The organism is Pectobacterium odoriferum (assembly GCF_009931295.1).
GTDB lineage: Bacteria > Pseudomonadota > Gammaproteobacteria > Enterobacterales > Enterobacteriaceae > Pectobacterium > Pectobacterium odoriferum.
This window is the reverse complement of the sequence record NZ_CP034938.1, coordinates 2,811,619-2,830,362: the sequence shown is the minus strand read 5'-3', so window position 1 is coordinate 2,830,362 and position 18,744 is coordinate 2,811,619. Positions and strand designations below refer to the sequence as shown.

The 18,744-nt window shown below is 51.8% G+C and carries 12 protein-coding genes and 1 pseudogene; 9 read left to right on the top strand and 4 right to left on the bottom strand.

The features are described from left to right. Positions 1-36 precede the first annotated feature (36 nt). Together pelN and EO763_RS12620 are read left to right on the top strand one after the other, a co-directional pair. On the top strand, positions 37-1,350 hold the full coding sequence (gene pelN, locus EO763_RS12625; RefSeq protein ID WP_039286892.1) for a pectate lyase PelN: 1,314 nt from the start codon (positions 37-39) through the stop codon (positions 1,348-1,350). Positions 1,351-1,549: 199 nt separating this feature from the next. Beyond that, positions 1,550-2,443 (top strand): YcbJ family phosphotransferase, encoded by an 894-nt coding sequence (locus tag EO763_RS12620; protein WP_161529153.1) that lies wholly within the window; start codon positions 1,550-1,552, stop codon positions 2,441-2,443. Here the strand turns inward: EO763_RS12620 and elyC are convergent. After that, a pseudogene (elyC, locus tag EO763_RS12615) lies at positions 2,395-3,242 on the bottom strand (envelope biogenesis factor ElyC). The gene EO763_RS12620 and the pseudogene elyC overlap by 49 nt on opposite strands. A gap of 165 nt (positions 3,243-3,407) precedes the next feature. Here elyC and cmoM point away from each other — a divergent pair. From cmoM to EO763_RS12580, 7 genes are all read left to right on the top strand, one after another. Further along, positions 3,408-4,193, top strand: coding sequence for a tRNA uridine 5-oxyacetic acid(34) methyltransferase CmoM (gene cmoM / locus EO763_RS12610; RefSeq protein WP_161529152.1), 786 nt, complete (start codon positions 3,408-3,410; stop codon positions 4,191-4,193). Next, the gene (gene mukF, locus EO763_RS12605; protein WP_010309619.1) at positions 4,190-5,515 is read left to right on the top strand and encodes a chromosome partition protein MukF; all 1,326 of its coding nucleotides are present in this window, start codon (positions 4,190-4,192) and stop codon (positions 5,513-5,515) included. Before cmoM ends, mukF begins: the two co-directional genes overlap by 4 nt. Continuing rightward, on the top strand, positions 5,496-6,218 hold the full coding sequence (mukE, locus tag EO763_RS12600; RefSeq protein ID WP_010309617.1) for a chromosome partition protein MukE: 723 nt from the start codon (positions 5,496-5,498) through the stop codon (positions 6,216-6,218). The genes mukF and mukE overlap by 20 nt, the downstream gene beginning before the upstream one ends. Before the next feature lie 19 nt (positions 6,219-6,237). Continuing rightward, positions 6,238-10,677: a chromosome partition protein MukB gene (gene mukB, locus EO763_RS12595; RefSeq protein WP_161529151.1), complete on the top strand. Its 4,440-nt coding sequence runs from the start codon at positions 6,238-6,240 to the stop codon at positions 10,675-10,677. Between the two features lie 434 nt (positions 10,678-11,111). Beyond that, positions 11,112-12,848 (top strand): L,D-transpeptidase, encoded by a 1,737-nt coding sequence (gene ldtD / locus EO763_RS12590; RefSeq protein ID WP_103157234.1) that lies wholly within the window; start codon positions 11,112-11,114, stop codon positions 12,846-12,848. 178 nt (positions 12,849-13,026) lie between these two features. Beyond that, positions 13,027-13,575 (top strand): peptidoglycan L,D-endopeptidase MepK, encoded by a 549-nt coding sequence (gene mepK, locus EO763_RS12585; protein ID WP_010277035.1) that lies wholly within the window; start codon positions 13,027-13,029, stop codon positions 13,573-13,575. 82 nt (positions 13,576-13,657) lie between these two features. Further along, on the top strand, positions 13,658-14,305 hold the full coding sequence (locus EO763_RS12580) for an MBL fold metallo-hydrolase (RefSeq protein ID WP_161529150.1): 648 nt from the start codon (positions 13,658-13,660) through the stop codon (positions 14,303-14,305). A 98-nt stretch (positions 14,306-14,403) separates the two neighbouring features. Here EO763_RS12580 and EO763_RS12575 read toward each other — a convergent pair whose 3' ends face one another. From EO763_RS12575 to asnS, 3 genes are all read right to left on the bottom strand, one after another. After that, positions 14,404-15,594: an amino acid aminotransferase gene (locus EO763_RS12575; RefSeq protein ID WP_161529149.1), complete on the bottom strand. Its 1,191-nt coding sequence runs from the start codon at positions 15,592-15,594 to the stop codon at positions 14,404-14,406. 321 nt (positions 15,595-15,915) lie between these two features. Further along, positions 15,916-16,992: a porin gene (locus EO763_RS12570; RefSeq protein WP_280117239.1), complete on the bottom strand. Its 1,077-nt coding sequence runs from the start codon at positions 16,990-16,992 to the stop codon at positions 15,916-15,918. A gap of 295 nt (positions 16,993-17,287) precedes the next feature. Beyond that, positions 17,288-18,688 carry an asparagine--tRNA ligase gene (gene asnS / locus EO763_RS12565; RefSeq protein WP_010307810.1) on the bottom strand — a complete coding sequence of 467 codons (1,401 nt, stop codon included), beginning with the start codon at positions 18,686-18,688 and terminating at the stop codon, positions 17,288-17,290. Positions 18,689-18,744: the final 56 nt, after the last annotated feature.

Here is an 18,744-nt window from a genome sequence, read left to right as displayed (position 1 = left end):
GGCGTTTTTGTTATTTCAACTAAGGACGGTAATGATATGAATGCTAAACATTATATCGCAAAAATTTTTCTTGGCGGCATGTTAATGGGGGCTGCAGCGGGCAGCAGCGCGGCGGTTTATTACATGGCACCCAACGGCAACGACGCGAATAACGGCAGTAAAAACTCCCCCTGGAAAACAATCGACCGCGCACAGAAAACATTAAACCCTGGTGACCGCCTGTGGATCCGTGGCGGTAAATACGTGTTTACCAAAGGGCTGAACGTCTGTACGACACGTACCGATGTGGTGAATGCGATCACGCTGAGTAAGAGCGGTACTGAAGGTAAACGCATTGAATATTGGGCCTCTAGCGGGGAAGTACCGATTTTTGATTTCAGCCAGATGCAGGATGATTGCCGGGTCAAAGGGTTCAACGTCGTTGCAGATTGGGTTTCCGTAAAAGGGCTGGAAATAACCGGTGTTCCACAGCGTAATAACCTTAACCATGAATCCTGGGGCGTGTGGATAAGGGGCAGTAATAATATATTCGAGCAGTTGAATATTCACCATATTATGGGGACAGGGCTGTTTATTCAGCGAGGGGGGAATAACCTGGTATTGAATAGTGATTCTCACCATAATTACGATCCACTGACCTCTAATGGTGCAGGCCAAAGTGGCGATGGTTTTGGTGCACATATCCCTGCTAACCAACCGGGCAATATTTTCCGCGGTTGCCGGGCGTGGTCAAACTCGGATGATGGTTTTGATTTAATTAATGCCTATTCTCCGGTGCTGATTGAAAATTCCTGGGCCTGGTCACACGGTTATTTACCAGGGACGACACAATCACTGGCTGCGGGTAACGGTAACGGTTTTAAAATAGGTGGCTACGGTGGCGTCTATGTGGCGAATGCGGTGAAACATACCGTGCGTAATTCGGTTGCGTTTTTAAATAAAGCGGCCGGATTTTATGCTAACCACCATCCGGTAGCGAACGACTTCTTTAACAACACCGGCTATAAAAATAACCCGAACTTTAATATCCGCGGCATCGACGCAAACGGAAAAGCGATTGGGCTGGGTACGCTGCGCAACAACGTTTCTCATGGCGGTAAAGACCTGTCGTTCTCCGACGGAGCGAACATGCGCTATAATTCGTGGGATCTGAAAATTGCGGTATCAGATTCTGATTTCGAGAGCGTGTCCGTGACCGGATGGGATGCACCGCGTCAGGCTGACGGCAGTTTGCCAGTGCTGAAAAGCCTGCGCCTTGCTTCAGGTAGCGCGCTGATCAACAAGGGGGGCGATGTCAAGCTGCCTTACAAAGGTTCAGCGCCAGACCTGGGGGCCTTTGAACGCGAATAATGGCGACGTATTAACACGCTAGCCTGTCACTCACGATATTCCCTGCTGACGGGCAGGGAATATCGCTGAAACACCCTCAGCAGGAGTTCTCCCTGCCGCCATTGATCCCCTTTTATTTGATCTGCGTTGAAGTATTTGTCATCCGCTCACCGCATCATGGTGAGTGGAGCTATTTGGCTCAACTGAGGTATCGCCGTTTATGGAACAGTTGAAATCGGAACTCAGTACGGTGTTAGGGGAAAGCCTCAGCCGACTTGAGCGCATAAGCGAACAGCCGTATGCGGATCTGTATGCCTTGTATGATAAAGAAGGCAACGCCATTCCTTTGTTGGCTAAAAGTTATGTTTGTCAGGGCGTGGCACAGCAGGAAGCTTACAAACTCTCGATGCTGGCGCGTGAGGGCGACGTGCGTCTGCCAACCGTTTACGGACTGGTGCTGACGCAACAGCAGCCCTATCGGGAACTGCTGCTGATTGAGCGCTTGCGCGGTGTGTCGGTGGAAGCGCCACCACGAAGCGGCCAGCGCTGGACGCTGCTGATGGACCAAATCGTTGAAAATGTATTGGCCTGGCACCGAATTGATAGCCATGGCTGCGTCGGTTCGGTGGACAGTACGCAGGACAATGATTGGTTCAGTTGGTATCAACAGCGTCTGGAAGTCCTGTGGTCCACGTTGCTCAATGTCAATGCACCACTGCTTACGCAGCAGGACCGGAGCATGCTTTATCGTTCGCGCCAGTGTTTAGCGATGCTGTTTGACGATTTCGAGGATGGCTGTGTGTTGGTACACGGTAACCTTTCGCTGCGTAGTATGTTGAAGGACGCGCGTAGCGATCAGCTATTGGCCATGATCAATCCGGGAATGATGCTGTGGGCACCCAGAGAGTACGAACTCTTCCGGCTTTGTGAATCTGGCATGCCGGAGCAACTGCTTTATCACTATCTGAAACAGGCACCGGTATCTGAATCCTTTGTCTACCGGCGCTGGCTATATGTCATTTGGGAAGCGGTGTCCCGCTATATCCACACGGGACAGCTAGACCGTCAGCTATTCGATGTGGCTTCCCGTGAGTTGTCCCCTTGGCTGGAATGAGCCTGCGGTTGTTCCGCGTCGTGTGGTGCTGCCGTGTTTCCCTTCAGTGACTGCCAGAGGCGACCGAGTGTTTCGTACCAGGCTCGCTCGCTGTGCGATAAATAGTAAGCGGAAGGGAATACTTTTTCCCACGGGTTGAGCGCGGAGGTGATCGCCATCTGATTGGCTGGTGCGGGAATCGGCGCTAACCCCTGAGCCTGGAAGAATCGCATGGCGCGAGGTAAATGGTTGGCTGAGGTCACCAGCAAGAAAGGGCGTTCGCCAACAATCTTAGCGGTTGCTACCGCTTCCTCTTCTGTATCCCTTGGCGTATCCAGAATGATGATGTCCTGCTGGGGAATGCCCAAGCTTTCGGCGACCAGCGCCGCGGTTTTCGCACTGCTGACAGGGTTCCCCTGCGCGGCTCCACCGGTAAAAATCAATTTTGCGCCGGGATTGGCATGATAAAGGCGAACGCCTTCCGTGACGCGCGGGAGGCTGTTGCTGATGAGATTAGAACTGGGTGCCCATTCCGCGTTATAGGTATACCCCCGCCTAACACGACAATATACTCGGCTTTGTTCGCCTGCGGCGTTTGTCGCCAAGTTGGGTAGTGTGATTCCAGTGGTAACAACAGTCGATCGGCAACAGGCTGCAGGCTGAGCAGAATAAGCATCAGCCAGCTGGCTAATATTATCGTTTTCCCCGCGCGCTGCCGCTGGGTAAACCAGAGTAGCAACAGGCCAACACCCATCAGAAGCAATAGCAATGGCAGGGGCTGCATAAGCCCACCAACGAACTTTTTGAGTGTGAAAAGCATAAAATTGCATTCCTTTTGAGTGAAAAAACCGCATTTGGGAAGATATCATGCGGTAAGGCCATTTATTCTAAGCCAGCCTGTGCCAAAATGGCAGGCTGGAAAAATCGCATCGCGCAGACATGACCTGCACGAGATCCCCGTTTATATGATGCGGAACAATGACTGATGCAGGATCGCAATTTTAACGATATCGCCGAAAAATTTGCTCAGAATATCTATGGCACGACGAAGGGGAGACTTCGGCTGGCGGTATTGTGGCAGGATCTTAGCCATCTTTTGACCCAGCTTCCGGCACGGCCTTTGCGCATCCTTGATGCGGGAGGCGGTGAAGGGCAGATGGCTTGTCGTCTGGCGACTTTAGGACATCAGGTCTTGTTGTGTGATGTTTCCGGTGAGATGATTCAGCGCGCCAAAAATGCGGCAGCGGAGCAGGGCGTTACCCATAACATGCGGTTTGTGCAGTGTGCCGCACAGGATGTCGCGCAATATATGGACGGCCCCGCCGATCTGATATTGTTCCATGCGGTGCTGGAGTGGGTCGCGCAACCGCAGCAGGTACTGAAAATATTGTACGATTGCCTGTCGCCGGGAGGGGCATTGTCCCTGATGTTCTATAACCATCATGGGCTGTTGATGCGTAACATGGTGGTGGGCAACTTTGATTATGTGCAAGCCGGAATGCCTAAGGGAAAACGGCGATCGCTCTCGCCGGATCACCCGCTGAACCCGCAAGAAGTGTACGGCTGGCTTGATGAGATGGGGCTGACCATTAGCGGGAAAACCGGCGTGCGCGTGTTTCATGACTACTTGAAAAATAAACAGCAGCAAGTTGAGAAATTTGACGACATTCTGGAGATTGAACAGCGGTATTGTCGGCAAGAGCCTTTTGTGAGTTTGGGCCGTTATATCCATGTCATGGCGCATAAACCCCATTTGAAGGATGCATTATGAGTGATTTTTCCCAGACTGTACCCGAACTGGTCGCCTGGGCACGAAAAAACGATTTCTCCATTTCCCTCCCCACCGAACGCCTGGCGTTTTTGATGGCGATCGCTACGCTCAACGGCGAGCGTATGGATGGTGAAATGAGTGAAGGCGAGCTGATTGATGCCTTCCGTCATGTGAGTCAGGGATTTGATCAGACGAATGAAACCATTACCGTCCGCGCCAATAACGCGATTAACGATCTGGTGCGTCAGCGGCTGCTTAATCGCTTTACCAGCGAGCAGGCCGAAGGTAATGCAATTTATCGTCTGACGCCGCTGGGGATTGGCATTACCGATTATTACATTCGGCAGCGTGAGTTCTCGACGCTGCGCCTTTCCATGCAGCTCTCTATCGTGGCGCAAGAGCTCAGCCGTGCAGCCGATGCGGCGGAGGAAGACGGTGATGAGTTTCACTGGCACCGCAACGTATTTGCGCCACTGAAATATTCCGTTGCAGAAATTTTTGACAGTATCGATCTGTCACAGCGCGTGATGGATGAGCAACAGCAGGGCGTTAAAGACGATATTGCAGCGTTGTTAAATCAGGACTGGCGAGCAGCGATCAGTAGCTGTGAACAACTGCTGACGGAAACGTCATCGACGTTGCGTGAGTTGCAGGATACGCTTGAAGCCGCAGGCGACAAATTGCAGACGAGCCTGTTGAGCATTCAGGATGCGATTATGAATAATCCGCATAATCTGGAGTTTGTCGACAAACTGGTGTTTGATCTGCAAAACAAACTCGATCGCATTGTGAGCTGGGGGCAGCAGACGATAGATTTGTGGATTGGTTACGACCGTCACGTGCATAAGTTTATCCGTACCGCGATTGATATGGATAAAAACCGCGTCTTTGCCCAGCGGTTGCGTCAGTCGGTGCAGAGCTATTTCGATAGTCCTTGGGCGCTGACGTTCGCCAACGCCGATCGTCTGCTGGATATGCGTGACGAAGAACTGACGCTGCGTAGTGAAGAAGTCACCGGTGAACTGCCGCCGGAGCTCGAATATGAAGAGTTTAGTGAAATGCGCGAGCAACTGATCGCGCTGGTCGAGCAGGCGCTGCATAAATATAAAGCGCAACAGATTCCGCTGGATTTGAGTGAAGTCATGCGTGAATACCTCGCGCAGCATCCTCGCTCGCGGCATTTTGATGTTGCCCGAATCGTGGTCGACCAGGCAGTACGTCTGGGCGTAGCCGAAACAGATTTCACCGGATTGCCTGCATTGTGGCAGGCGATCAATGATTACGGAGCCAAGGTGCAGGCCCATGTCATCGACAAATATTGAACAATTTATGCCAGTGAAGCTGGCAACCGCGCTGTCGAATAATCTCTTTCCTGCGCTGGACAGCCAACTGCGCGCCGGGCGCCACGTTGGCATTGAAGAACTGGAAAACCATGTGTTTTTGATGGATTTCCAGGAGGTGCTGGAAGAGTTCTACAGCCGTTACAACGTGGAGCTGATCCGCGCGCCGGAAGGCTTTTTCTATCTGCGTCCGCGCTCCACGACGCTGATCCCTCGCTCGGTACTGTCTGAGCTGGATATGATGGTAGGGAAAATTCTCTGCTATCTCTATCTGAGCCCGGAGCGTTTAGCGCACGAAGGCATTTTCAGCCAGCAGGAGCTGTATGAAGAGCTGCTGAGTCTGGCGGATGAAAGCAAACTGCTGAAGTTGGTTAACCAGCGTTCGACCGGTTCCGATTTGGATCGCCAAAAGTTGCAGGAAAAAGTCAGAACCTCACTTAACCGCTTACGTCGGTTAGGTATGATCTACTTTATGGGCAATGACAGCAGTAAATTCAGAATTACTGAATCGGTGTTCCGCTTCGGGGCTGATGTGCGCAGCGGTGATGATGCCCGCGAAGCACAGCTACGCATGATTCGCGATGGTGAAGCGATGCCTGTTGAAGGTACGTTGTCGCTGAAAGATGACAGCGACGACAATGATCGCACCGATGATACCGCGCCAGAAACGGGCGAGGATGAATAAGTGTTGAGGATGAACAGGAATGATTGAACGCGGTAAATTTCGCTCACTAACGCTGGTCAACTGGAACGGCTTTTTCGCCCGCACCTTCGATCTGGATGAACTGGTTACCACACTATCCGGTGGTAATGGTGCCGGGAAATCCACCACGATGGCCGCCTTTATTACGGCACTAATCCCTGACCTGACGCTGTTGCACTTCAGGAACACCACTGAAGCGGGGGCCACCAGCGGCTCACGCGATAAAGGCCTGCACGGTAAATTGCGCGCGGGTGTCTGCTACTCCACGCTGGATGTCGTTAACTCGCGTCATCAGCGCGTGCTGGTTGGGGTTCGCCTCCAGCAGGTTGCAGGGCGCGACCGTAAAGTTGATATCAAGCCTTTCACCATTCAGGGGTTACCGACGGCAATACAGCCTACGCAAATTCTGACGCAGGTGGTCGGCGATCGTCAGGCGCGCGTGCTCTCATTGCAGGAGTTGAAAGATCGCGTCGAGGAGATGGAAGGCGTTCAGTTCAAGCAGTTTAACTCCATCACTGACTATCACTCGCTAATGTTTGATTTGGGCGTGGTGCCGCGTCGCCTGCGTTCTGCATCCGATCGCAGCAAGTTCTATCGTCTGATCGAAGCGTCGCTGTACGGCGGTATCTCCAGTGCGATTACTCGCTCGCTGCGTGACTACCTGCTGCCGGAAAACAGCGGCGTGCGTAAAGCGTTTCAGGATATGGAAGCCGCACTGCGTGAAAACCGCATGACGCTGGAAGCGATCCGTGTCACCCAGTCCGATCGCGATCTGTTCAAACACCTGATCTCTGAAGCGACCTCTTATGTTGCTGCTGACTACATGCGACACGCCAATGAACGCCGTATTCATCTGGATGGGGCGTTGGAACTGCGTCGTGACCTGTTCTCCAGCCGTAAGCAGCTGTCGACGGAACAATATCGTCACGTAGAAATGGCGCGGGAGCTGGCGGAGCAGAGCGGTGCCGAAGGCGATCTGGAAACAGATTATCAGGCGGCCAGCGATCACCTGAATCTGGTGCAGACCGCCATGCGCCAGCAGGAAAAAATCGAGCGCTATAATGCCGATTTAGAAGAATTGAGCTATCGCCTCGAAGAACAGAATGAGGTGGTGGAAGAAGCACGGGAGCAGCAGGCGGAAAACGAAGAACGTGCCGATGCTGCCGAGTTGGAAGTGGATGAACTGAAAAGCCAGCTTGCCGATTATCAGCAGGCGTTGGACGTGCAGCAAACGCGCGCCATTCAGTACCAGCAGGCGCAACAAGCGCTGGAACGCGCTCGCACGCTGTGCCAATTGCCGGATTTAACGGCAGACAACGCGGATGAGTGGCTGGACAGCTATCAGGCGAAAGAGCAGGAAGCGACAGAAATTCTGCTGATGTTGGAGCAGAAACTGAGCGTGGCCGATGCGGCGCACGGCCAGTTTGAACAAGCTTATCAGCTGGTGAGCAAAATTGCGGGTGCGGTGAATCGCAATGAGGCCTGGCAGGTTGCGCGCGATTTGCTGCGCGACAGCTCTTCACAACGCTATCAGGCGGAGCGAGTACAGCCGCTGCGGATGCGTTTGTCTGAGCTGGAACAGCGCCTGCGTGAGCAGCAAGATGCCGAGCGATTATTGCAGGATTTCAGCAAACGCAACGGTCAGGATTATCAACCGGAAGAGCTGGAATCACTCCAGCAAGAACTTGATGCCCGCATCGAAACGCTGTCATCGCTGGTGGCGGAAGCGGGCGAGCGGCGCATGGCGCTGCGTCAGGAACTGGAGCAAACTCAGCAGCGCATTCAGAAGCTGACGGCGCGTGCGCCAGTCTGGCTGGCCGCACAGGAAATGCTGACGCAGTTAAGTGAGCAGAGCGGCGAAACGTTCGAAGATAGCCGTCAGGTGACGGAATTCATGCAGCAGTTGCTGGAGCGCGAGCGTGAAACCACCGTTGAACGTGATGACATCTCCGCCCGCAAGCGGCAGATCGAAGCGCAGATTGAGCGGCTGAGTCAGCCCGGTGGTTCGGAAGACCCACGCCTTAACGCGCTGGCGGAACGTTTTGGCGGCGTGCTGTTGTCTGAAATTTATGATGACGTGACACTGGATGATGCGCCGTATTTCTCGGCGCTTTATGGCCCCTCCCGCCATGCAATCGTGGTGTCCGATCTCTCGCTGGTGCGCGATCAGCTTGCCGGTCTGGAAGACTGCCCGGAAGATCTGTATCTGATCGAGGGTGACCCGCAGTCGTTTGATGATAGCGTGTTCGCCGTTGAAGAACTGGAACGCGCTGTGGTGGTGAAAGTTGCGGAACGCCAGTGGCGTTATTCTCGCTTCCCGGAAGTGCCGCTGTTTGGCCGCGCCGCGCGGGAAATGCGTCTGGAAAGTCTGCGTGATGAGCGCGAAGCGCTGGCCGAACAGTACGCGACGCTGTCGTTTGACGTGCAGAAAACGCAGCGCCTGCACCAGTCTTTTAGCCGCTTTATCGGTACGCATCTGGCCGTTGTTTTTGATAACGATCCCGAAGCGGAAATTCGTACGCTTAGTTCCCGTCGTGGCGAGCTTGATCGTGCGATGGCCAGCTTTGATGGTGAAAACCAGCAGCAGCGCCAGCAGTATGAGCAGGCGAAAGAAGCCAGCGTACAACTGAATAAACTGATTCCGCGTGTTAGCCTGCTTTGCGATGAGACATTGCAGGATCGTGTGGAAGAGATTCGTGCGGAACTGGACGAAACCGAAGAGTCTGCCCGCTTCATTCAACAGCACGGAGCAACGCTGGCTAAACTGGAACCGTTAGTTTCTGTCCTGCAAAGCGACCCGCAGCAGCATGAGCAGTTGCAGGAGGATTATACTCAGGCGCAGAACGCACAGAGGCAGGCAAAACAGCAGGCGTTTGCACTGACTGAGGTTGTGCAACGTCGTGCGCACTTCAGCTACGCCGATTCTGCTGGCATGCTGGGTGAAAATGCCGGTCTGAATGACAAACTACGCCATCGTTTGGAACAGGCTGAGGCAGAACGGACAAAAGCGCGTGAGCAACTACGCCAGCATCAGGCACAGTTGACGCAGTACAGTCAGGTTCAGGCCTCGCTGAAAAGCTCTTACGATGCTAAACAGGACATGCTGAAGGAACTGACGCAAGAGCTTCAGGATATCGGCGTACGTGCGGACGCGGATGCTGAAGCGCGTGCCCGTCAGCGTCGTGACGAGCTACATGCTGCATTAAGCACCAACCGCTCTCGGCGCAATCAGTTGGAAAAACAGATTACGTTCTGTGAAGCGGAAATGGACAGTTTGCAGAAGAAACTGCGCAAGCTGGAACGTGATTATCACCAGATGCGTGAGCAGGTTGTTACGGCGAAAGCGGGCTGGTGTGCGGTCATGCGTTTGGTGAAAGACAACGGCGTCGAGCGTCGCCTGCACCGTCGTGAACTGGCGTATATGGAAGGCGATGAACTGCGTTCCATGTCGGATAAGGCTCTGGGTGCGCTGCGTCTGGCGGTTGCGGATAACGAACACCTGCGCGATGTACTGCGGCTTTCCGAAGATCCTAAGCGACCCGAGCGCAAAATCCAGTTCTATATCGCCGTTTACCAGCATCTGCGTGAACGTATCCGTCAGGATATTATCCGCACCGATGATCCGGTTGAAGCCATTGAGCAGATGGAGATCGAGCTTAACCGCCTGACTGAAGAGCTGACGGCGCGCGAGCAGATGCTGGCCATCAGTTCTCGCAGCGTGGCAAACATCATTCGTAAAACGATCCAGCGTGAGCAGAACCGTATTCGGATGCTGAATCAGGGGCTGCAAGCGGTCGCGTTTGGTCAGGTGAAAAGTGTTCGCCTCAATGTCAACGTGCGCGAAACGCATACCACGCTGCTCAATGTGTTGTCTGAGCAGCAGGAAATGCATCAGGATCTGTTTAACAGCAACCGTTTGACCTTCTCGGAAGCGTTGGCGAAACTGTATCAGCGCCTGAATCCTGAAATTGATATGGGACAGCGCACGCCGCAAACGATCGGTGAAGAGCTACTGGATTACCGAAACTATCTTGAAATGGAAGTTGAGGTGAATCGTGGCGCGGATGGCTGGTTACGAGCGGAAAGTGGGGCGCTGTCGACTGGGGAAGCCATTGGTACCGGGATGTCGATTCTGGTCATGGTGGTGCAGAGTTGGGAAGAAGAGTCTAAGCGTCTGCGCGGCAAAGATATTATTCCGTGCCGTCTGCTCTTCCTCGATGAGGCGGCGCGTCTGGATGCCAAATCGATCGCGACGCTGTTCGAGCTTTGCGACCGTCTGGAAATGCAGTTGGTCATTGCAGCACCGGAAAATATCAGCCCTGAGAAGGGAACTACCTATAAGCTGGTGCGTAAAGTCTACCAGAACAACGAGCATGTCCATGTGGTCGGGCTGCGTGGTTTTGGAACGGAAGCGGCAGAGACGCAAGAGCAAGTCTCATAATGAAGAGCGGTAAATTTTACCGTTGCAAACCTTGGCGCTATTTTCCTCTATAATGATAAAGCCGCTTTTTTAAGCGGCTTTGTTTTTTCGTAAAGCGTTGCGTAAAGAGAATGCTGACAGCGAATAGCGTCATCAAACGCGTAAGATAATAACCAGAAGAAGAAGCAAAAATATTTTTCTCTTTATATACTGACGATAAAACGATTGCAGGTCGTAGAAGGATTTACGGTTTTATGTTGCAAGGTGGTGTACCGTAATAACGGACGCTATATAAAATGATCATATTTCATTCTTTCTCGTTTTCTACACAAAAAAACCTAAAGAATGTGCTTACGCCAGTGTGACCATATACGAGCGAATTCGGTTTGTTATTTCCATGTTTACCGTGGATTGTCGTGAATGCATAGTGATTAATGAGTACAGAGGATAAACGGATGTTGTTACATAAACGAAAAATGGTCAGGCTGCTGTTGCGCGTGGGTTGTATTTGGGTCGGAAGCCTGTCTCCTTCGTTTTCGGTGCTGGCAGCATCTCCGATGGTGATATCCGGCTTATCGCAAAGCTCGGGCGTGGTGTCTGTAGAAAATAGCCGTGCAGGGCTTTTGGCTGCACTGCCGCACGGTATAACGTTACATTATCTCTCTGATTTATCATCGCTTTATGCTCAACACCAAATGCAACCTATGTGGGCAGATAATCGCGCGGTTCAGCAGTTTCAACAACAGCTGGCCGAATTGGCAATAGCGGGCGTACAGCCGCAGTTCACCACGTGGGTGACCTGGCTAACCGACCCGCAATTGACCGGATTTGCACGTGATGCCGTGCTATCGGATGCGATGCTGGGTTATTTGCAGTTCGTCTCTGGTGTCGAAAGTCGCGGTAACGACTGGCTGTACAGCAGCGTGCCTTACCGTCTGCAATCGCCGGCGCTCAATATCGTTTCGCAATGGCAACATGCCGTGAAATCCGGCACCAGTGCGGCCTATGTCGTTTCGCTGTCACCGCAGCATTCGCAATATACCAAAATGCATGACGCATTGAAGACAATGCTGACGGACAATCGTCCGTGGCCGAGCCTGAATCTGGCGGAATCTCTGCGCCCGGAACAGCAGAGTCGGGAACTGGCGGTACTGCGTGAAATTCTGCAACGTACTGGCATGTTGTCACCAACGGAAAGCATTACGCTGTTTAACGAAAATACCGCTGCGACGACAGTATCGACAGGACAGTCTCCGTTGGTCGATGGCAGCGGGACTATCGACGATCGTTATACTGGCGAACTGGTTGACGCGGTTAAACGCTTCCAGCATTGGCAAGGGTTGGAGGATGATGGCGTTATTGGTAAGCGTACGCGCGATTGGCTCAATGTGTCCCCGCAAATGCGCGCAACACTGCTGGCGTTGAATATCCAACGTCTGCGCCTGTTACCGGACAATGTTCACACTGGTATCATGGTGAACATCCCCAATTATTCACTGATCTATTATCAGGATGGCGCGGAGCGTTTATCGTCGCGCGTCATTGTTGGGCAGCCCAAGCGTAAGACACCGTTGATGAGCAGCTCGCTGTATAACGTCGTGGTCAATCCGCCGTGGAATGTCCCGACGACGCTGACTCGGCAGGACATCATTCCTAAAGTGGTGCGTGACCCCGGTTATCTACAACGTCATGGCTACACGGTGTTGTCCGGTTGGAGTCAGGATGCTGAAGCGATCGATCCTTCGATGATCGATTGGCAGGGCGTGTCAGCAGAGCGTTTCCCATACCGCCTGCGCCAGGCTCCTGGTGCGAACAACTCGTTGGGACGCTATAAGTTCAATATGCCGAATTCGGAAGCGATTTATCTGCACGACACGCCTAATCACAATCTGTTCCAGCGTGATATCCGGGCGCTGAGCTCTGGCTGCGTGCGGGTTAATAAGGCATCGGAGCTGGCTAGCATGCTATTGCAGGATGCGGGATGGAATAATAGTCGTATTTCTTCCACGCTGGATCAGGGGAATACCACCTTTGTGTCAATGAAACATCGGATTCCGGTCAGCCTCTATTATCTGACCGCGTGGGTGGCTGAGGATGGTAGACCACAGTTCCGAACAGATATTTACAATTATGATGACACCGCGCGTGCTGGGACGAAAGTGCTCTCCAGAGCAGGGCTGTTGCTTCAGTAAGTATTGAAAATACGGGCATTAGCGGCATTGGTATTTTATCGTTTTGCGGAGGATCGATGCGATCTTCCGCAAACCCCTTAGCAAAGCGGGTTGACTCACTTTTCTCTGGAAGTTAAGGTTCAAGGCGGTGCGTTTTGCGCCTCCTTTTATACCGTCTTCTAGCCAGGGTACTTGTTCTATGGATCACATTGACAATCATCGCCGTAAGTGGCTTGCACTGGGTGGTGCCGCGTTGGGCATCGCACTGCTTCCCGGTCAGGCATTTGCGACGTTATCGACACCCCGTCCACGAATTTTGACGCTGAATAACCTGAATACCGGAGAGCGGCTGAAAACGGAATTCTTTGATGGCAAACGGTATAACAAATCAGAACTTTCCCGCCTGAATCACTTTTTCCGCGACTATCGCGCCAATAAAGTCAAAACGATTGATCCCCAACTTTTCGATCAGCTCTATCGCTTACAGGTAATGTTGGGCACCAACAAGCCCGTACAGCTGATTTCTGGTTATCGCGCGATAGATACAAATAATGAATTACGTGCGCATAGCAGAGGTGTGGCAAAGCAGAGCTACCACACGAAAGGGCAGGCGATGGATTTCCATATCGAAGGCGTTCAACTCGCTAATATTCGTAAAGCGGCGATGAAAATGCGTGCTGGCGGCGTTGGCTACTACCCACGCAGTGATTTCGTTCACATCGATACCGGCCCCGTCCGCACCTGGTAATTCGCTACCGCAGCGTTAAATTTTTTCTGATACGGTTCGCTAATGCAGAGCGAGCCGCTCAGTTTATTCAACATGGAGTGATATGAAATATCAAATAGTCCCGGTGACGGCATTTAGCCAGAACTGCACGTTGTTATGGTGCGAAAAAACGAATGAAGCGGCGATTGTCGATCCCGGTGGCGATGCAGAAAAAATCAAACGTGCCGTTGCGGATGCAGGGATTGCGGTTAAACAGATTCTGTTAACGCACGGCCATTTGGATCATGTGGGGGCGGCTGCAGGGTTGGCCGAGCACTATCAGGTAGCAATTATTGGCCCGCAGATTGAAGATGCTTTCTGGCTGGAAGGGTTACCGGCACAGAGCCGCATGTTTGGTCTGGAAGAATGCGCGCCGCTGATGCCATCGCGTTGGCTACAGGAAGGTGATGAGGTTAGCGTGGGCGAGACGACGCTGGCGGTTTTCCATTGCCCAGGTCATACACCGGGCCACATTGTTTTCTTTGATGCAGAATCGCGCTTGGCACAGGTCGGCGATGTTATTTTCAACGGCGGTGTAGGGCGTACCGATTTCCCACAGGGCGATCATCAGGCGTTGATCGCGTCTATCAAAAATAAGCTGTTGCCGTTGGGCGATGATGTGACCTTTATTCCAGGACACGGCCCGATGTCAAACTTAGGACATGAACGTAAAACCAATCCTTTCCTGCGTGAAGATGCGGCGATTTGGTAGTTTCTGTGCTTTTTATCAGTAAAGGGCAGAAATTTATCAGTAAAGGACAGAAATGAAAAAGCCGACACAGGGTGTCGGCTTTTTTGATCGTAGAACGATCAGAGTACGGCAACAATCGCTTCGCAAAGTGGCGCCATGTTTTCTGGCGTCATTCCTGCAACGTTGATACGGCCAGAATTCACCGCGTAAACGCCGAATTCATCACGCAGACGCAGAACCTGCTCTTTGGTCAAGCCGCTGAATGAGAACATCCCATTCTGGTCGATGATGAAGGAGAAATCCTGCTGCGCGCCTTTTTCCTGCAAGGTATTCACGAACAGCTGACGCATGCGTTGAATACGCTCGCGCATCGCCGTCAATTCCTGCTCCCAAATGGCCTTCAGTGCATCGTTGCCCAGAATGGTCGCAACAACGGTCGCGCCGTGTGACGGTGGGTTAGAGTAGTTTGCGCGAATAGCGGCTTTCACCTGACTGAATGCTTTGTCTGCCGTGGCGGCATCGGCGGCAACCAGCGTACAGGCACCGACGCGCTCATTGTACAAACCGAAGTTTTTAGAGTACGAGCTGCATACGATCAGTTCATCGTGTTTTGCAGCGAAGAGACGCAGGCCTTCCGCATCTTCTTCTAGCCCACGGGCAAAGCCCTGATAGGCGAAGTCAAACAGCGGCAGCCAGCCTTTTGCTACTGACAGTTCGGCCAGCGTAGCCCACTGCTCAGCGGTAGGATCGATACCAGTTGGGTTGTGGCAACAACCGTGGAACAGCACCACGTCGCCTGCTTGTGCGGCGTTCAGGCTATTCAGCAGGCCATCAAAATCCAGCGCATGGTTCGCTGCATCGTAGTAATCATACTGGCACACTTCCAAACCGACAGCAGAGAAGACGTTATTGTGATTTGGCCAGGTTGGGTTGCTGATCCAAATGCGCTTCGCAGACGTTTGATTTGCAATGAAATCAGCGGCTACGCGCAACGCACCAGTTCCGCCTGGGGTTTGCGCCGTACGGGCGCGTTTGTCGGCAATGATGGCATTCTGCTGGCCAAACAACAGCTCCTGCGTGCACTGACCGAATGCTGGCAGACCGTCAATGCCCAGATAGTTTTTGGTGGTTTCATTTTCCAGCAGATAGTGTTCTGCTTTTTTCACGCTGGTCAGAACCGGGGTTTTACCGGTTTCATCTTTATAGACACCAATACCCAGATTGATTTTATTCGCGCGGTCATCGGCGCGGAAAAGATCGGTCAGCCCGAGAATAGGATCGGCCGGTGCGGCAGAGATATTTTCAAACATTGCCAGAATGTTCCATAACTGAGATGAAATAAGAATTCTCAGAGTACCGTCAGTAAAAGGCTTTGCCAACCGTTGATGTCAAAAAGAAAGGGAAATAACAGGGAGAAGGAGAGAGACGAAATAAAAGACTGGTTAGACGAGAATAATTGGCGCAGCGTGGCGTAAAGCAGAAACCAAAAAACGCGGGGGCGTTTTTCAACGTCGCTGGCGACGGCGCGTAAAGGTGGAATGCTATCCAACTCACAATAAAAAAGACAGAGCCAAGGCTCTGTCTTTTCATGCAATACGAACGATTAACTCGTTACGTTATGCTGCGACAACTTAGAACTGGTAGATTACACCGACGTTCACGATATCGTTGTTTTCAATACCGTAATCGTTGTTTTTGTCCAACAGGCTGATGTCGTATTCAGCGTAAGTAGAGAAGTTTTTGTTGAATGCATAGGTTGCACCAATACTTGCATACTTAACGCCATAGTCGTTTACAACATTGCTGATTTTGTCTTTACGAGAAACGTAAGCAATTGTTGGAGTCAGACCGAAATCAAAGTTGTACTGTGCAACCACTTCGAAGATCTTGCTCTCATCAGCAATAATGCCATCGATTGGTGCATAGAAATTACGAGCTTCGCCGTAAGTGGCTGCAACGTAGATGTTATTTGCATCGTATTTCAGGCCAGTTGACCATACGTCTGCGCGCTCACCACCAGCACTTGATGTGCGTTGAGCAGCGGTACGCTCATAAGAGCCGTAAGAAGCAACCGCACCTACGCCGAAATCAGTATCATAAGACAGAGACGTCGCCCACGCATCGCCGTGATTGCGTTCAATGTTCTTGCCAGTAGTTGCGCTAACGGTAGAAGAAGTATCGTCTTTAGCAACGTATTGCAGACCGAAACCTAAGCCGTCAACCAGACCAAAGAAGTTAGAGGTGTTATAAGTTGCGGCGTTACCGATACGGCCAGTCAGAGTATCAGTAACGCTGCTGTCGCCGCCGTTTTCTGGCAGCACGTCGGTATAAGCCATACCGTTATAAGCTACACCTACGTTACGACCGTAGTCGAAAGAACCGAAATCTCCAAATTTCAGACCAGCAAACGCTTTACGGGTTTTTCCTGCGCTGCCATTGCTATCTTCTGCTTTCTTGGCATCGAATTGGTATTCAAAAGTACCGTAACCAGTCAGATCGCTGGTGATCTGAGTTTGGCCTTTAAAGCCCAGACGTGCATAGGTGTTGTCTTCGTTGTCTGTGTCTTGGTTATTGAAAGTATAACCCGCGTGTACACGACCAGTCAGATCCAGCTTGTTAGCGTCTTTATTATAGATTTCTGCTGCGTTTGCTGCGCCAGCGACTAACAGAGCCGGGATTACTACTGCAAGAATGTTGCGTTTCATCATTATTACCCTCATTGGTGTTATTTGGACACCTGCCACTGCCATAAATAATTCTTTGCGGAACTATTCCTGAAAGTTTGGTGTCTTCCTGTGTCTGAACGCAGTTTTCCATTCACGCGCCCGTTTATCCACCCTAAAGATGCTACAAAGTTCGCAATCAGGTAACAAATGGAAATAATGTGTGTCTAAATGTAAAATTTAGGGAACTTTGTGAGGCATAACAAGAATAAAAAAAAAAGAGCCGGAAAACCCGACTCTTCTTTTCTACATATTTGTTTTACTTATATTAAATTTTTATTTAGAAACTGGCGTTCCGTGGGGTACGCGGGAAAGGAATGACATCGCGCACATTTTGTACACCGGTAACATAGGCAATTAATCGCTCAAAACCTAAACCAAAACCGGAATGTGGAATAGTGCCGTAACGGCGCAAATCACGATACCACCAGTAGTCTTCTTTATTCAGTCCCATCTCTTCCAGACGGCTATCCAGTTGAGCCAGACGCTCTTCACGCTGAGAACCACCGATGATTTCACCGATTCCTGGTGCCAGAACATCCATCGCAGCAACGGTCTTACCGTCTTCATTCATACGCATGTAGAAGGCTTTGATGTCTTTCGGGTAGTTTTTAACGACGACCGGTGCTTTGAAGTGCTGCTCCGCCAGATAACGCTCATGTTCGGAGGAGAGGTCAACGCCCCAGTAAACCGGGTTCTCGAACTGCTTCCCGCAGTTCAGCAGGATCTCGACAGCATCGGTGTAGTCCACCTGTGCGAAATCAGAGCTGACGAATTTTTCCAGTCGAGTGATGGCTTCTTTGTCGACACGTTCGGCAAAGAACGCCATATCATCGGCACGCTCATTCAATACGGCCTGGAAAACATATTTCAGCAGGTTTTCAGCCAGACCGGCAACGTCATCCAACGTAGCGAAAGCGACTTCCGGTTCGATCATCCAAAACTCGGCCAGATGGCGGCTGGTGTTAGAGTTTTCTGCGCGGAAGGTTGGGCCAAAGGTATACACATTGGACAGCGCACAGGCGTAGGTTTCGCCATTCAACTGGCCGGATACGGTCAGGAATGCTTCTTTACCGAAGAAATCTTCGCTGAAATCCACTTTACCTTGTTCGGTACGCGGCAGGTTTTCCAGATCGAGAGTAGAAACGCGGAACATTTCGCCCGCGCCTTCGGTATCGGATGCGGTAATCAGCGGGGTAGAGACCCAGAAGTAGCCATTCTCATGGAAGAAGCGGTGAATCGCCTGTGCCAGCGTATGGCGAACACGCGCCACGGCACCGATCAGATTGGTACGCGGACGCAAATGCGCGACTTCACGCAGGTATTCGATGCTGTGACGCTTCGCCGCCATCGGGTAGGTATCGGGATCGTCAACCCAGCCGACGACGTTAACGTTGGTGGCTTGCAACTCGAAACTCTGGCCTTCACCCGGAGACGCAACGACATTACCAGTGATTTCTACGGAACACCCGGTAGTCAGGCGCAGCACGTCATCCTGATAATTGGAGAGATTATTATTAACGACAGCCTGTAATGGATTAAAGCAGGAGCCGTCATAAACGGCGATAAAGGAGATACCGGCTTTAGAATCTCTCCGGGTACGTACCCAGCCGCGCACGGTGACTTCGCTGTCAACGGCGACACGGCCTTGCAGTACATCGACTACAGGCACTACGCTCATAAAATTCTCTCTTTAATTAATCGTGTTTAAGAAAAATATCGTGGTTAAAACGTAAA

Bases quoted from the DNA above. Each gene is read 5' to 3' on its own strand.
- pelN (WP_039286892.1), top strand. From the start codon at position 37: ATGAATGCTAAACATTATATCGCAAAAATTTTTCTTGGCGGCATGTTA.
- EO763_RS12620 (WP_161529153.1), top strand. From the start codon at position 1,550: ATGGAACAGTTGAAATCGGAACTCAGTACGGTGTTAGGGGAAAGCCTC.
- cmoM (WP_161529152.1), top strand. From the start codon at position 3,408: ATGCAGGATCGCAATTTTAACGATATCGCCGAAAAATTTGCTCAGAAT.
- mukF (WP_010309619.1), top strand. From the start codon at position 4,190: ATGAGTGATTTTTCCCAGACTGTACCCGAACTGGTCGCCTGGGCACGA.
- mukE (WP_010309617.1), top strand. From the start codon at position 5,496: ATGTCATCGACAAATATTGAACAATTTATGCCAGTGAAGCTGGCAACC.
- mukB (WP_161529151.1), top strand. From the start codon at position 6,238: ATGATTGAACGCGGTAAATTTCGCTCACTAACGCTGGTCAACTGGAAC.
- ldtD (WP_103157234.1), top strand. From the start codon at position 11,112: ATGTTGTTACATAAACGAAAAATGGTCAGGCTGCTGTTGCGCGTGGGT.
- mepK (WP_010277035.1), top strand. From the start codon at position 13,027: ATGGATCACATTGACAATCATCGCCGTAAGTGGCTTGCACTGGGTGGT.
- EO763_RS12580 (WP_161529150.1), top strand. From the start codon at position 13,658: ATGAAATATCAAATAGTCCCGGTGACGGCATTTAGCCAGAACTGCACG.
- EO763_RS12575 (WP_161529149.1), bottom strand. From the start codon at position 15,594: ATGTTTGAAAATATCTCTGCCGCACCGGCCGATCCTATTCTCGGGCTG.
- EO763_RS12570 (WP_280117239.1), bottom strand. From the start codon at position 16,992: ATGATGAAACGCAACATTCTTGCAGTAGTAATCCCGGCTCTGTTAGTC.
- asnS (WP_010307810.1), bottom strand. From the start codon at position 18,688: ATGAGCGTAGTGCCTGTAGTCGATGTACTGCAAGGCCGTGTCGCCGTT.